11 protein-coding genes are annotated in these 15,228 nt (G+C 71.5%); 7 read left to right on the top strand and 4 right to left on the bottom strand.

Annotated elements, in window-relative coordinates; genetic code table 11:
• Positions 1–163 precede the first annotated feature (163 nt).
• Both IE313_RS06685 and IE313_RS06680 read right to left on the bottom strand, forming a co-directional pair.
• On the bottom strand, positions 164–676 hold the full coding sequence (locus IE313_RS06685) for a methylated-DNA--[protein]-cysteine S-methyltransferase (RefSeq protein ID WP_229924461.1): 513 nt from the start codon (positions 674–676) through the stop codon (positions 164–166).
• 343 nt (positions 677–1,019) lie between these two features.
• Positions 1,020–1,907 carry a glycerophosphodiester phosphodiesterase gene (locus IE313_RS06680; RefSeq protein WP_189930006.1) on the bottom strand — a complete coding sequence of 296 codons (888 nt, stop codon included), beginning with the start codon at positions 1,905–1,907 and terminating at the stop codon, positions 1,020–1,022.
• 351 nt (positions 1,908–2,258) lie between these two features.
• Between IE313_RS06680 and IE313_RS06675 the strand changes: the two genes are divergently transcribed.
• The 6 genes from IE313_RS06675 to aroQ all read left to right on the top strand — a co-directional run bounded on the left by IE313_RS06675 (position 2,259) and on the right by aroQ (position 10,233).
• Positions 2,259–3,095, top strand: coding sequence for an MHYT domain-containing protein (locus IE313_RS06675; RefSeq protein ID WP_189930005.1), 837 nt, complete (start codon positions 2,259–2,261; stop codon positions 3,093–3,095).
• Positions 3,096–3,135: 40 nt separating this feature from the next.
• A complete protein-coding gene (gene uvrB / locus IE313_RS06670; protein ID WP_229924430.1) occupies positions 3,136–5,334 on the top strand; it encodes an excinuclease ABC subunit UvrB in 2,199 nt (732 codons plus the stop codon).
• 170 nt (positions 5,335–5,504) lie between these two features.
• Positions 5,505–6,083 (top strand): TerD family protein, encoded by a 579-nt coding sequence (locus IE313_RS06665; RefSeq protein WP_189930004.1) that lies wholly within the window; start codon positions 5,505–5,507, stop codon positions 6,081–6,083.
• Between the two features lie 221 nt (positions 6,084–6,304).
• On the top strand, positions 6,305–8,278 hold the full coding sequence (locus tag IE313_RS06660) for a TerD family protein (RefSeq protein ID WP_189930003.1): 1,974 nt from the start codon (positions 6,305–6,307) through the stop codon (positions 8,276–8,278).
• A 168-nt stretch (positions 8,279–8,446) separates the two neighbouring features.
• Positions 8,447–9,517 (top strand): TerC family protein, encoded by a 1,071-nt coding sequence (locus IE313_RS06655; protein WP_189930002.1) that lies wholly within the window; start codon positions 8,447–8,449, stop codon positions 9,515–9,517.
• 242 nt (positions 9,518–9,759) lie between these two features.
• Positions 9,760–10,233 (top strand): type II 3-dehydroquinate dehydratase, encoded by a 474-nt coding sequence (gene aroQ / locus IE313_RS06650; protein ID WP_189930001.1) that lies wholly within the window; start codon positions 9,760–9,762, stop codon positions 10,231–10,233.
• A 171-nt stretch (positions 10,234–10,404) separates the two neighbouring features.
• Here aroQ and IE313_RS06645 read toward each other — a convergent pair whose 3' ends face one another.
• A complete protein-coding gene (locus IE313_RS06645; protein WP_189930000.1) occupies positions 10,405–11,061 on the bottom strand; it encodes an MBL fold metallo-hydrolase in 657 nt (218 codons plus the stop codon).
• Between the two features lie 147 nt (positions 11,062–11,208).
• On the bottom strand, positions 11,209–11,898 hold the full coding sequence (locus IE313_RS06640; RefSeq protein ID WP_189929999.1) for a maleylpyruvate isomerase family mycothiol-dependent enzyme: 690 nt from the start codon (positions 11,896–11,898) through the stop codon (positions 11,209–11,211).
• A 256-nt stretch (positions 11,899–12,154) separates the two neighbouring features.
• Between IE313_RS06640 and uvrA the strand changes: the two genes are divergently transcribed.
• Positions 12,155–15,085, top strand: a complete 2,931-nt coding sequence (gene uvrA, locus IE313_RS06635; RefSeq protein ID WP_189929998.1) for an excinuclease ABC subunit UvrA — start codon at positions 12,155–12,157, stop codon at positions 15,083–15,085.
• Positions 15,086–15,228: the final 143 nt, after the last annotated feature.

Here is a 15,228-nt window from a genome sequence, read left to right as displayed (position 1 = left end):
AGGAAAACCGATCGGTCTTCCGTGCGCCCCGCGCCAGGGCCGTTCCTCCGACCGACTTCCCAGCGATGGCCTTTCCAGTCCGGTGCGCGCCGGTCGACCCCAGGGATCTCGGAACCGGCCCGGGAACGCGGGCTGCGACCTGCCCGGAACGGGGCTGCTCTGCTCAGAACAGGGGCTGCGGCAGTACGCCCTCCAGCGCGAGCAGCTTCCGCTTGGTCTCCAGGCCACCGCCGAAGCCCCCTATGCCGCCGTCGCTCTCCACCACACGGTGGCAGGGCACCACGACCGGCAGCGGGTTCGCGCCCATGGCGGCGCCCACGGCCTGCGCGGCGCCCGGCTGGCCCACCCGGCGCGCCAGATCGCCGTAGCCCACGACGGTGCCGTAGGGCACGCCGGAGGCCAGCTCGTGCAGGACCTGGCGGTTGAAGCCGGTGATCAGCGACCAGTCGAGCGGCAGCTCGAAGTCCCGGCGCCGACCGGCGAAATAGGCCTTCACCTGGTGTACGGGTTCGGCGAGCAGCGGGGAGCCGGGGGCCTCGCACGGCTCGGCGCCGAGCCGTGCGGCGAGCCGGCCGAGCGCCTTGTCCCGCACCGCGTCCGAGGCGTGGAAGACCACCTGGACCAGGCCCTTCCCGGTGGCCGCGAGCAGCAGGGGGCCGATGTCGGTGGCGATCACGGCCCACGCGAGCCGCCCTGCGGCCGCCTCCCGCGGCGCCCCGTCCTGTGCGCCCTCCGCCCGGGAGGACCACTGCTGCGTCCGGTCGTCGCGGGCGCCCCGGCCGTCGCGGTCGGTCTGGTCGTCTGCCCGGCGGTCGTCCCGGTAGTCGTTCATACCGCCACCGTAGGGGCCGGCACCGACAACGGGTCGTGCGGCGGCCGCGCACGGGTCCGCCGCACGGCGTCGGACCACCGCCCAGGGTGGGCGCCGCCAAGGGCGGCCGCCGCTCCGGAGCGGGCGGCGCTCCGGCAGCGGTGGCAGCCGCGGCACCCGGGCCGCCACCGGTGCCGGTCCGGCCGGGTCAGGACGGGCAGAGCGCCGCGCGGTTGTCCAGGGCGCCCGCGACGGTGTCCGGGTAGTTGGTGATGATGCCGTCCACGCCCTGGTCGGCGACCCGCTGCACCGTGGCCGTGTCGTTCACCGTCCAGGTGTAGGCCTCCAGGCGCCGGCCGTGGGCACCGCGCAGCGCGTGCACGGCCCTGACGTAGTCGGCCGTGAGGGTCGTCTGGTCGGGGTTGATCTGGTCGGTGAAGGCCGCGTACCCGGGGAGTTCGGCGACGGGCGGTGCGCCGAGGAAGCCGGTCTTGACATCGGGCCGCAGGGCGTGCACGGTCCGTACGCTGTCCGCGCCGAAGCTCTGGATGACCAGCCGGGCACCGACGTGGCGCGGGTCCAGCCAGCTCTGCGCGCCGAGCACCTTCAGGATGTCGTTCTCGATGCCCGGATAGAGCTCGGGCGCCTTGATCTCCATCAGCAGCTTCTGGCCGTTGTGCTCGACACGGCGCAGGTACTGCTCCAGGGTCGGGATCCGGGCTCCCGCGTACCGCTCGTCCTTCCAGGAGCCCGCGTCGAGCCGTGCTATCTCGGCCGCGGTGAAGTCGCCGACCCGCCAGGGCGCCCGGTCAGGGAAGACGGCCTCGGCGTCGGTGGTCCGCTTCAGGTCGGTGTCGTGGATCACCACCAGCTCGCCGTCCCTGGTGCGCTGCACATCGTTCTCGACCCAGTCGGCGCCCAACTGAGCGGCCTGGTCCACGGCCTCCAGGGTGTTCTCGGGGGCATAGCCGGACGCCCCGCGGTGCGCCACGACGACGGGGCCCGGGGCGGCCGCGGGGGCGGGCTGGGCGGGCAGGAGCAGTGCGCAGGTTCCCACCAGGGCGGCGGTCGTGGCTGCGGCGGCGCGAGCGTACACGGGCACTCCTTCCATCGAGCGATCACGTTCTGTACGAGCGTGACAGCACACCGGCGGTGGAACACAGGCGAGAGGTGTCCGGAGAGTGAAAGGATGGCTACCGGGACGGCGGGGCCGTCTGTAAAGGATCATCACATCGGGCACGCACGATCAGTCGGGATTCTTTGCCGGAAAATCGTTCATGTGTTCCTGGGGGAGCCGTACTCTCGCCTCACCCGTGGTCTTCGCCGGCCGGTGACGCGGGACGTCAGGGCTCATGGCAGGGGTCCACCGGCACGCGGGAGCGGGCCGGGCGCGTGTCACATGCCCTGACGCGCGTCGCGGGCACGACAGGATGGAGGGCTGCCCAGCATGTACGCCAAGGTCGACGGCTTGAGCTACGGTCTTGTGACACCGCTGGTGGCGTATGTGGTGGCCTGTCTCGGAGGCGCGATCGGCCTCCGCTGCCTCACCAGGTCCCTGACCACCGTCCAGCCCGGGCGGGCCGGCTGGCTCGCGCTGAGCTCGGCCGCCTTCGGCACCGGCGTCTGGCTCACCCACTTCGTGGCGATGACCGGCTTCAGCGTCGTGCACACGCCCTTCGGCTACGACCCGCTGACGACCTTCGCGGGGCTGGGCGTGGGCATCGTCATGGTGGGCACCGGGATCTTCATAGTCGGCTTCCGCGGCATCACGGGACCGGCCCTGTTCACCGGCGGCACCGTCACCGGCCTGGGCATCGCCTCGACGCACTACATGGGCATGGCCGGGGTCCGGCTCGGCGGGCGGCTGGAGTACAACACCCTCACCGTCGCGGCCTCCGTCCTGATCGCCGTCGTGGCCGCCACCGGCGCCCTCTGGGCGGCCGGCCAGGGCAGGGGACCGCGGTGGAACGCGGCCGCCAGCATGGTGATGGGCCTGGCCGTGCTCGGCATGCACTACGTCGGCATGAGCGCCGTGCGGGTCCATCTGCACGGCGCCGCGGCGGACCCCTCCGGCGACACCCCCGCCACACCGCTCCTGACGATGATGATCGGTCCCGCCGTCTTCCTGCTGCTGATCGCCGCGGTCCTGCTGCTCGCCCCGGCGAGAGCGACGGGCCCGGCCCCCCGGGCCCGCTCCACGGGCCGGCTCGCCGTCCTGCCGACCCAGCGCTCGCGCGCTCACGACCTGTCCCGCAGCCGGCCCCGCACCCCGCAGAACCGCTGATCAGAACCGGTTGTCAGTGCGGAGTCGTACGGTGGGATGCATGCCCCCCGTATCCAAGATCGAACAGCTCCGCCCGGAGAGCATCGAGGCGCTCCGCCAGGACGGGGCAGCGCCCTTCGAGGTCGTCAGCCCCTACCAGCCCAGTGGTGATCAGCCGACGGCCATCGCCGAGCTCGACAAGCGCATCCGCTCGGGCGAGAAGGACGTGGTCCTGCTCGGCGCCACCGGCACCGGCAAGTCGGCCACCACGGCGTGGATGATCGAGAAGCTCCAGCGGCCGACCCTCGTCATGGCACCGAACAAGACCCTGGCCGCCCAGTTGGCGAACGAGTTCCGCGAGCTCCTGCCGAACAACGCGGTCGAGTACTTCGTCTCGTACTACGACTACTACCAGCCCGAGGCGTACGTCCCGCAGTCCGACACCTACATCGAGAAGGACTCCTCGATCAACGAGGAAGTGGAGCGGCTGCGCCACTCGGCGACCAACTCGCTGCTCACCCGCCGCGATGTCATCGTGGTCGCCTCGGTCTCCTGCATCTACGGCCTGGGCACCCCCCAGGAGTACGTCGACCGGATGGTCTCCCTGAAGATCGGCGACGAGATCGACCGCGACCAGTTGCTGCGCCGTTTCGTCGACATCCAGTACACGCGCAACGACCTGGCGTTCACCCGGGGCACCTTCCGGGTGCGGGGCGACACCATCGAGATCTTCCCGGTCTACGAGGAGCTGGCCGTCCGGATCGAGATGTTCGGCGACGAGATCGAGGCGCTCTCCACCCTGCACCCCCTCACGGGCGAGGTCATCAGCGACGACCAGCGGCTGCACATCTTCCCCGCGTCGCACTACGTGGCCGGTCCCGAGCGCATGGAGCGCGCGGTCAACGACATCGAGACCGAGCTCGGCCAGCGGCTCGCGGAGCTGGAGAAGCAGGGCAAGCTCCTTGAGGCGCAGCGGCTGCGCATGCGCACCACGTACGACCTGGAGATGCTCCGCCAGATCGGCTCCTGCTCCGGCGTGGAGAACTACTCGATGCACTTCGACGGCCGCAAGCCGGGCACCCCGCCGCACACCCTCCTCGACTACTTCCCGGAGGACTTCCTGCTCGTCATCGACGAGTCGCACGTCACCGTGCCCCAGATCGGCGCCATGTACGAGGGCGACGCCTCCCGCAAGCGCACCCTCGTCGACCACGGCTTCCGCCTCCCGTCCGCGCTGGACAACCGCCCCTTGAAGTGGGAGGAGTTCCAGGAGCGCATCGGGCAGACGGTCTACCTCTCGGCCACCCCGGGGCAGTACGAGCTCTCCCGCGCCAGCGGCCATGTGGAGCAGATCATCCGCCCCACGGGCCTCATCGACCCGGAGGTCGTGGTCAAGTCCACCGAGGGACAGATCGACGACCTGGTGCACGAGATCCGCATCCGGAGCGAGAAGGACGAGCGCGTCCTGGTCACCACCCTCACCAAGAAGATGGCCGAGGACCTGACCGACTACTTCGTGGAGCTCGGCATCCGGGTCCGCTACCTGCACAGCGACGTCGACACCCTGCGCCGCGTCGAGCTGCTGCGCGAGCTGCGCTCCGGTGAGTTCGACGTCCTGGTCGGCATCAACCTCCTGCGTGAGGGGCTGGACCTCCCCGAGGTGTCCCTGGTGTCCATCCTCGACGCCGACAAGGAGGGCTTCCTGCGCTCGGGCACCTCCCTGATCCAGACGATCGGCCGTGCCGCGCGCAATGTCTCCGGCCAGGTCCACATGTACGCCGACAAGGTCACGCCGGCGATGCAGAAGGCCATCGAGGAGACCAACCGCCGCCGCGAGAAGCAGCTCGCGTACAACAAGGAGCGGGGCGTCGACCCGCAGCCGCTCCGCAAGCGGATCAACGACATCGTCGCCACCATCGCGCGCGAGGACGTCGACACCGAGCAACTGCTCGGCACCGGCTACCGCAAGCCCGGCAAGGACGGCAGGGGCGCCAAGGCGGCGGTGCCGTCCCTCGGCGGTGCCAGCGGCGCGGGAGGCAGGGCCGCGAAGGGCGCCAAGGCCGGCAAGGCGGCCAGGGGCAAGGAGACCGTGCCCACCGACCGGCCGGCGGCCGAGCTGGCCGAGCAGATCCAGGAGATGACCGACCGGATGCGTGCCGCCGCCGCCGATCTGCAGTTCGAGATCGCGGCGCGGCTGCGTGACGAGGTCTCGGAGATGAAGAAGGAGCTGCGGCAGATGAGGGAGGCGGGGCTGTCCTGACGGCCCGGCGGCTCCGCAGCGAGCCCCTGGCACCCGGGCGGCTCCGGTGTGTTGCAAGAGCGACACAAAGTCCCGCTCGCGGTGCGGCACCGTCACCGCTCCTGCGTAGGGTGCATGCACAACCGCGCAGAACGCGGCACAGGGGGACGGTCCGAGAGGGGAAGAAGCGCGTGTCGGTCAACTTGTCCAAGGGACAGGGCATCAGTCTGCAGAAGAACGACGGGGGCACCCTGGCCGCGGTGCGGATGGGCCTCGGCTGGAAGGCGGCCCCGCGGCGCGGGCTCTTCGGCTCCCGCACCCGGGACATCGACCTCGATGCGTCGGCCGTGCTGTTCGCCGAGAAGCAGCCGGTGGACGTCGTCTTCTTCCGCCACCTCGTCAGCGACGACGGCTCCGTGCGGCACACCGGCGACAACCTGGTCGGCGGCGTCGGAGCGGGCGGTGACGACGAGTCGATCCTCGTGGACCTCCAGCGCGTCCCGGTCCACATCGACCAGATCGTCTTCACGGTGAACTCCTTCACCGGCCAGACGTTCCAGGAAGTGCAGAACGCCTTCTGCCGCCTGGTCGACGAGACCAACGGCCAGGAGCTGGCCCGCTACACGCTCGACGGCGGCGGCGCGTACACCGCACAGATCATGGCCAAGGTGCACCGCGCCGGCCAGGGCTGGCAGATGACGGCCCTCGGCGCTCCGGCGAACGGCCGTACCTTCCAGGACCTGATGCCCGCGATCCTGCCGCACCTGTAGGGACCCGTAGCAGCCGGCCGTGCCACAGGGGGTGGCCCGCAGCGCCGGCCAGCGGGACTGCGCCCGCGCGTAGGCCGCGGCGAGTGCCCCGCGCCCCGGCGCGTACGGCACGGACGCAAGACCGGCCGGGCACGGCCGGAGCAGCCAGGACGGCCCACGCCGGACGGGGCCGAGGGGGCGGGGTGCGCCGCGGGCGCGCCCCGGACAAGGGGGCGACAGCGATGACGGCCGAGCTGGTCAGGGGGCAGAACCTGCCCCTTTCCCGGACCCGTCTGGAAATCCGGGTGTCCGCCGGCAGCCCGGTCGTGGCCGCCGCCACGCTCGGCGACGACCGGGGCAGGCTGCTCGGTCCCGACCAACTGGTGCACCCCGGCTCGCCGGCCCTGCCGGGCTTGGAGGTGCCCCAGCAGGCGGCCGCCGCCCACCGCCTCGCGGTGGACCTGGACGCCATGGAGGACGCCGTGCACCGGGTCAGCGTCCTGCTCGCGCTGCCCGGCGGGGCCGGAGGTCCGGCGAGGTTCGGCGCGGTGGCGTCCCCCTTCGTCGCGGTGACCGGACTCGACGGCACCGAGATCGCCAGCTACACCCTCACCGGCCTGGACACCGAGTCCGCGGTCGTCGCCCTGGAGCTCTACCGCAGGCAGGACACCTGGAAGGTACGCGCCGTGGGCCAGGGGTACGCAGGGGGCCTGACCGCCCTCCTCGCCGACCAGGGGCTCGCGGGGGCGGCCGGTATCGCGGCGGCCGTCCAGGACGCCGTGGCCGAGGGCCGGGCCCGCTCGGTCGCCGCCCCGCCCCGTCCGCCGTACGGGTCCGGGCCGCGGACGGTCACCCAGGGAGCCGGGCCGGCCATCGCGACCGGCGCCGTCGCGCCCGGGGAGGCGGCGTCACCACCCGGCCGGTCCGCCGGCCCACCGGTCGCCGCCTCCCAGGAGGCAGCAGAGGGCGGGCCGGGGGCGCGCGATGCCAGGCAAGCGCCCGGCGTGGGCCCCGTCGACTACACCCACCCCGCGCGGGGAAGCGCCACTCCGCCACCTCCGTCCGCCCCGCCGGACTCTCCCGTGCCTCCCGTCGCGGGTGATGCCACGGGTTGGACCATGGACGAGCGGCTGTACAACCAGGTCTGGGGGATGTTCGAGGACCTGGCCCGCAGTACGGCGGCCTACCGCAGCGCCGTCGACTTCGCCGACGCACGCCGGGAGCAGGAGCTCGACAAGGCGCTCTCCGACCCGCGCCACCGCCTCGGCGGCGCGGGCGAGGGCGCGCGTACGGCCGCGGACGAGCGCCACGGGCGGCTGGTCGACCAGGCCCGGCAGGCGCTGGACCGCGACCTCGCGCAGCTCGTCGCCGAGGCGGAGGTGGTCGAACCCGCCCTGCCGGCCGCCTACGCCCGCTGGGACAACCCCGTCTGGCAGGGCTACCAGGTCCCCGCCGAGGCGCCGATGGCACTGCGCCTCGGCGATCTGCACCTGCCGGAGAGCGCCGGGCTGCGCATCCCCATGCTGGTGCGGCTGCCGCTGGAGCGTGGACTGTGGATCGACTGCGGCCCGACCGGTCTGGAGTCCGCGATCCTCGTCAGCCCCGAGGAACTGCGCAGGCTCGCCACCGAGACCGCCGCCGCCCTGGCGGCCCGGCTGCTCGCCGTCCATCCGGCGGGCGCGTTCGCCGTGCACATCGTCGACCCCGCCGGCACCGCCTCGGGCCCGCTCGGTCCCCTGCTGCGCTCCGGAGTGCTGAGCGAACCCCCGGCCTCGGGGGCCGCCGGCGTGTCGGCCATGCTCGCCCGGCTGACCAGGCGCGTGGACCTCGTCCAGATGGCGGCCCGCGGCGGTGCCCCGGAGGCCCTGCCGGCCGATGTGGACACCGCCGAACACCTGCTGGTCGTCCACGACTTCCCGCACGGTTTCGACGACCGTGCCGTGAACCAGTTGCGCTACCTGGCCGACGAGGGCCCCGCGGTCGGTGTCCACCTGCTGGTGGTCGGCGCCCGTGAGGACGCGGCGGAGTACGGGCCGTTGCTCGAACCACTGTGGCGCTCTCTGCTGCGGCTCACGCCGGTACCCGACGACCACCTCGCCGACCCCTGGGTAGGCCATGCGTGGATCTACGAGCCACCACGCGTGCCGCCGGGCAGCCAGGTGCTCCAGCAGGTGCTGGCGCAGGTGGCGGCGGCACGCCATCCCTGGAACCGCTGAACGTCCGTGAGTCGGTGCCTGTCAGGTCCCCCGGGTGGTTCATGACCTGTCGCTTTACTATTACTTGGCAATACCTGTAGCATTCCTTTACTGGCGGGGGCTCTGAGCGTGGGATACCTCCGGCAGCGACAACGCCGAGATTCTTGACGTGCCGACGCCGGAGGCGCAGTGGACGTTTCCCTGACGCTGTGGGTCCTGACGATCGCGGGCCTGGCTGTCCTGATCGCAGCGGACTTCTTCATCGGCCGCACCCCGCACGAGGTGTCCATCCGGGAGGCCGGCACGTGGACCGCCGTCTGGGTGGTCCTCGCGGGGCTGTTCGCGGTCGGGCTGATGGTGTTCGCGGGCGGTCGGCCCGCCGGCGAGTTCGTCGCCGGGTACATCACCGAGAAGTCGCTCAGCGTCGACAACCTCTTCGTCTTCGTCCTGATCATGGCGAAGTTCTCGGTGCCGTCCCGCTACCAGCAGCGGGTGCTGCTTCTGGGCGTGCTGATGGCGCTGGTGCTCAGGGCCGGCTTCATCGCCGCGGGCGCCGCGATCATCGCCAGCTTCGCCTGGGTGTTCTACATCTTCGGCGCCTTCCTCATCTGGACCGCATGGAAGCTGGTCCAGGACGCCCGCAAGGGCGGGCACGAGGAGGAGTTCGAGGAGAACCGGCTGCTGAGGTCCCTGGAGCGGCGCTTCGGCGTGGCCGACCGCTACCACGGCACCAAACTCTTCATCCGCAGGAACGGTGCACGCGTCATGACGCCGATGCTGGTCGTCATGCTGGCCATCGGCACCACCGATGTGCTCTTCGCGCTCGACTCGATCCCCGCGATCTTCGGCCTCACCCAGGACCCGTACATCGTCTTCACCGCCAACGCCTTCGCGCTGATGGGGCTGAGGCAGCTTTACTTCCTGCTGGGCGGGCTGCTCAGACGGCTGGTGCACCTGAGCTACGGGCTGTCGGTCGTCCTCGGCTTCATCGGCGTCAAGCTGGTCCTGCACGCCCTGCACGAGTCCGGTGTCCCCGTCCCCGAGATCTCCGTCCCCGTCTCGCTGGGCGTCATCTGCGGGGTGCTGGTCATCACGACGATCACCAGCCTGATGGCCTCCTCGCGACAGGCCCGCGACACGGAGCACCCTGAGGAGCGCCGCGAGGGCGCGGAGGGAGCGGAGGGAGCAGAGAGCGTGGAGGACGCGGAGAACGTGGAGGACTCGGAGGGCGGGGGCCCCCGCCAGCGCCGGAAGTCCTAGTGGGCCTGCGGTGCACTGGCTCGCTGATCCGGGAGACGGTGCGCCCTGCGCATCTGGGGCGGCGCACCCGGCGCACGCAGCGCACCCGGCGCACGCAGCGTACGCGGCCTACTCACGGGGCCCGCGCGCCCGGGGAGCTGTGCACCGCCGTGGGAAGCGGGCGGTGCGGCGCTCGTGCCGGCCGGCCGCACGCACCGTGATAGACCGTCTCGGGAAAGCTGCCGAAAAGCCCGGAGGTTCCCGTGCCCCGCACCCTCGCCACCGCCCCGATCATGGTTCTCAACGGCCCCAACCTGAACCTCCTGGGCAAGCGCCAGCCCGAGATCTACGGCTTCGAGACGCTGGCCGACGTGGAGGCCCTGTGCACCAGGACCGCGGCGGCGCACGGCGGGACGGTGGACGCCCGGCAGTCCAACCACGAGGGCGAGCTCGTCGACTGGATCCAGGAGGCCCGCGAGCGCCACGCGGGCATCGTGATCAACCCCGGCGCCTACTCCCACACCTCCGTGGCGATCCTCGACGCACTGCACGCCTGCGACGACCTGCCCGTGATCGAGGTCCACATCTCCAACATCCACCGGCGCGAGGAGTTCCGGCACCACTCCTACGTCTCGCGCCGGGCCGACGGAGTGATCGCGGGCTGCGGCGTCCAGGGCTACGCGTTCGCGGTGGAGCGCGTCGCGGCCCTGCTCGCGCCGGCCGCGGCCCGGGTGTAGGGGCGGGAGGGGACGATTGTCAGTGGTGGGTGCCACGATCTGCGCATGGGCTTTCTGCTGAGCGTTCCGCGGTCGTGGCGCCTGACGGCGCGGCCCGCCGCGCGCGGGTTGCGCGCGGCGTGGCTGCGCGGCTGTGTGTCCCGGCGGCCGCGGGTGTCCTGCCGCCGGCTCTCACCAGCCCCGCTCGCGCCACTCGGGCAGGTGCGGGCGCTCGGCTCCGAGCGTGGTGTCGTTGCCGTGACCGGGATAGACCCAGGTCTCGTCGGGCAGCCGGTCGAAGATCTTGGCCTCGACGTCGCCGATCAGGCGCGCGAAGGCCTCGGCGTCCTTGCGGGTGTTGCCGACGCCGCCGGGGAAGAGGCAGTCGCCCGTGAAGACGTGCGGGTGGCCGTGCGGGTCGTCGTAGACGAGCGCGATCGAGCCCGGCGTGTGGCCCACGAGGTGGCGGGCGGTGAGGGCGACCCTGCCGACCCGCACGGTGTCCCCGTCCTCGACGAGCACATCCGTCGGCACCGGAATGCCGTCGGCGTCGTACCGCCCCGCGAAGGTCCGCGCACCCGTGGCCCTGACGACCTCGTCGAGCGCCTGCCAGTGGTCGCCATGGCGGTGGGTGGTGACGACGGAGGCGATGCCGTCGTCACCGATCAGCGTCAGCAGCGTCGAGGCGTCGTCGGCCGCGTCGATCAGCAGTTGTTCGTCCGTGGCCCGGCAGCGCAGCAGGTAGGCGTTGTTGTCCAGGGGGCCGACGGCCACCTTGGAGATCATCAGTTCCTGCAGCTCATGCACATCCGCGGGCCCGCCGACCCGCACCTCTCCGGTGTATGTCATGGCACGCAGCCTACGCAGGCGGCGCCACCCGGGGAGACAGGGCGGGCGTACCGGTACGCCGCAGCCGCGGTGCCCCCCGCAAAAGCGCGGCGGGCGCCCGCCCGGCCGCCCGGCGCAGCCACCGGACCGCCACCGGCGCGCGGCGGCCTACAGCGCGGGCAGCACGGGAAGGGGCCCGCCCGAGACCTTCAGGCCCGAGCCGTCGCGGCGGCCGCTGAGCCAGCCGAGCAGGCCCGCGGGAGAGCCGCTGACACGGACCGGGCCGGCCGCCGTCCCGCCACCGGTCCGCCAGGTCCGGCCGTCGTCGGTGGCCAGGGTGGTCGCGGGCACGTCCTGGTGGCCGGTGAACCGCTCGGCCAGGTAGCCGATCGCCCGGTCGGCGAACTCCCCGGGCAGCGCCTCCAGCGTGTAGCCGATGCCGAGGTCCGTGTGGTGCAACTCCACCTCGACCAGTCGGCGGAAGGGCACGCGGGCCGCGGCGTCGGTGACGCCGTTGCGCAGTACCACCGTGCGCGTCCAGTCCGCGGGCGCCGCGGCCGCCTCCAGGAAGCGGCCCGTGCTCGCCCTGATGTCGGCGACCTGGATGTCGAGGGCGCGCGGCGCGTCCCGCTCCAGGTCGGTCTCACGCTCCGTGCCGCTCGCGTACATGGGGCGCCCGGCGAGTACGTTCACCAGGGCGTCGGCGTTGCGGGCCAGGTGGGCGAGGATGTGCCCCCGGCTCCAGGCGGGCAGCAGGGACGGCTCGGCCACGGCAGCGGGGCCGAGCAGGGAGACTGCGCTGAGCAGCCGGTCCGTCGCGTCACGTACAGACGCGAGGTCGCGCACATGATCGATCATGGCGTCGACGATAGCCCCGCCACACGTTCGGGTGAAGCGGGCCGCCCACCCCGTCAAATCGAATGCACGTGCTATAGGCTCGGGCGAGGCATCGGGCATGCTTGGTAGTCCGGGACCGCATCAGTGTGGCGCTCCGGGAGACGAGGTGCTCCCACCGACCAGGCAACCCCGCCCCTCGCCGACTGCGGCCCCCCATAGTCTTCAGGAGACGGGGGCACCGCCCCTTGTCGTCCTCTCAAGAAAGGTGCGGACCGGCGTGGCCGACCGTCTCATCGTCCGTGGCGCGCGCGAGCACAATCTCAAGAACGTCTCGCTCGACCTCCCGCGTGACTCGCTCATCGTCTTCACGGGTCTGTCGGGCTCCGGCAAGTCCTCGCTCGCGTTCGACACGATCTTCGCCGAGGGCCAGCGGCGCTACGTCGAGTCACTGTCCTCCTACGCCCGGCAGTTCCTCGGCCAGATGGACAAGCCGGACGTCGACTTCATCGAGGGCCTGTCACCCGCGGTCTCCATCGACCAGAAGTCGACCTCGCGCAACCCGCGCTCCACGGTCGGCACCATCACCGAGGTCTACGACTACCTCCGCCTGCTGTTCGCGCGCATCGGCAAGCCGCACTGCCCGGAGTGCGGTCGCCCGATCGCCCGGCAGTCGCCGCAGGCGATCGTCGACAAGGTGCTCGAACTGCCCGAGGGCAGCCGCTTCCAGGTGCTGTCCCCCCTGGTGCGCGAGCGCAAGGGCGAATTCGTCGACCTCTTCTCCGACCTGCAGACCAAGGGGTACAGCCGAGCCAGGGTCGACGGTAAGACCATCCAGCTCACCGAACCGCCCAAGCTGAAGAAGCAGGAGAAGCACACCATCGAGGTGGTCGTCGACCGCCTCACCGTCAAGGACGGCGCCAAGCGCCGGCTGACGGACTCGGTGGAGACCGCGCTCGGCCTCTCCGGCGGCATGGTGGTGCTCGACTTCGTCGACCTCCCCGAGGACGACCCCGAGCGCGAGCGGATGTACTCGGAGCACCTCTACTGCCCGTACGACGACCTCTCCTTCGAGGAGCTGGAACCCCGCTCCTTCTCCTTCAACTCCCCGTTCGGTGCCTGCCCCGACTGCACCGGCATCGGCACGCGCATGGAGGTCGACGCCGAGCTGATCGTCCCGGACGAGGAGAAGTCCCTGGACGAGGGCGCCATCCACCCGTGGTCGCACGGCCACACCAAGGATTACTTCGGCCGCCTCGTGGGGGCCCTCGCCGACGCACTCGGCTTCCGTACCGACATCCCCTTCGCCGGCCTCCCGCAGCGGGCGAAGAAGGCCCTCCTGTACGGCCACAAGACGCAGATAGAGGTCCGCTACCGCAACCGCTACGGCCGCGAGCGCGTCTACACCACCCCGTTCGAGGGCGCCGTGCCCTTCGTGAAGCGGCGGCACAGCGAGGCGGAGAGCGACGCCAGCCGCGAGCGCTTCGAGGGCTACATGCGCGAGGTGCCCTGCCCCACCTGCGCGGGGACCCGCCTCAAGCCCATCGTCCTGGCCGTCACGGTCATGGGGAAGTCCATCGCGGACGTCTCCGCGATGTCGATCAGCGACTGCGCCGAGTTCCTCGGTGAGCTGACCCTCAGCGCCCGTGACAAGAAGATCGCGGAGCGTGTCCTCAAGGAGGTCAACGAGCGGCTGCGCTTCCTCGTCGACGTCGGCCTCGACTACCTCTCCCTGAACCGCGCGGCGGGCACGCTCTCCGGCGGTGAGGCACAGCGCATCCGGCTGGCCACCCAGATCGGCTCCGGCCTGGTGGGCGTGCTCTACGTGCTGGACGAGCCGTCGATCGGACTGCACCAGCGCGACAACCACCGCCTGATCGAGACGCTGGTCCGGCTCCGCGACATGGGCAACACCCTCATCGTCGTCGAGCACGACGAGGACACCATCAAGGTGGCTGACTGGGTCGTCGACATCGGCCCGGGCGCCGGCGAGCACGGCGGCAAGGTCGTGCACAGCGGTCCCCTGAAGGAGCTGCTGGGCAACCGGGAGTCGATCACCGGTGCCTACCTCTCCGGGCAGCGGTCGATCGCGATGCCCGCCACCCGCAGGCCCGTCGACCCGGGGCGCCGGCTCGTCGTGCGCGGCGCCCGGGAGAACAACCTCCAGGACATCGACGTCGCCTTTCCGCTCGGCGTGCTCACCGCGGTCACCGGAGTGTCCGGCTCCGGAAAGTCCACGCTGGTCAACGACATCCTCTACACCCACCTGGCCCGCGAGCTGAACGGCGCGCGCAACGTGCCGGGCCGGCACACCCGCGTCGACGGCGACGACCTGGTCGACAAGGTGGTGCACGTCGACCAGTCGCCCATCGGCCGCACTCCCCGCTCCAACCCGGCGACGTACACGGGCGTCTTCGACCACGTACGGCGGCTCTTCGCGGAGACCACCGAGGCGAAGGTGCGCGGCTACCAGCCGGGCCGGTTCTCGTTCAACGTGAAGGGCGGCCGCTGCGAGAACTGCTCCGGTGACGGCACCATCAAGATCGAGATGAACTTCCTCCCCGACGTGTACGTGCCCTGCGAGGTCTGCCACGGTGCGCGCTACAACCGGGAGACGCTGGAGGTGCACTACAAGGGCAAGTCGATCTCCGAGGTGCTCGACATGCCGATCGAGGAGGCGCTCGCATTCTTCGAGGCGGTGCCCGCTATCTCCCGCCACCTCAGCACGCTCAACGACGTCGGCCTCGGCTATGTGCGCCTCGGCCAGCCCGCGCCGACGCTCTCCGGCGGTGAGGCGCAGCGGGTGAAGCTCGCCAGCGAACTGCAGAAGCGCTCCACCGGCCGCACGGTCTACGTGCTCGACGAACCGACGACCGGCCTGCACTTCGAGGACATCAGCAAGCTGATCACCGTCCTTTCGGGGCTGGTGGAAAAGGGCAACACCGTCATCGTCATCGAGCACAACCTCGACGTCATCAAGACCGCCGACTGGGTCGTCGACATGGGCCCCGAAGGCGGCAGCGGCGGCGGACTGGTCATCGCCGAGGGCACTCCGGAGGAGGTCGCGGGCATCCCCGCCAGCCACACCGGCAAGTTCCTCCGGGACATCCTCGATCCGGAACAGATCAGCGATGCGACGGCGCGGGTGAAGAAGACGACCGTCAAGAGGAGCGGCACACGGAAGCGGGCGACGGCCAAGCGATCCGCGTGAGGCGGGCCCCACACGCGTCCGAGGCGTCAGGCATCCTGGCCGGTGGCCGGTGGCCGGTGGCCGGTGGCCGGTGGCCGGTGGCCGGTGGCCGGTGGCCGGTGGCCGGTGGCCGGTGGCTGCGGAGGACGGGGGAGGCGTGGACC

Source organism: Streptomyces sulfonofaciens, assembly GCF_014656295.1.
GTDB classification, from domain to species: Bacteria; Actinomycetota; Actinomycetes; order Streptomycetales; family Streptomycetaceae; genus Streptomyces; species Streptomyces sulfonofaciens.
This window is presented reverse-complemented; position numbering and strand designations above follow the sequence as displayed.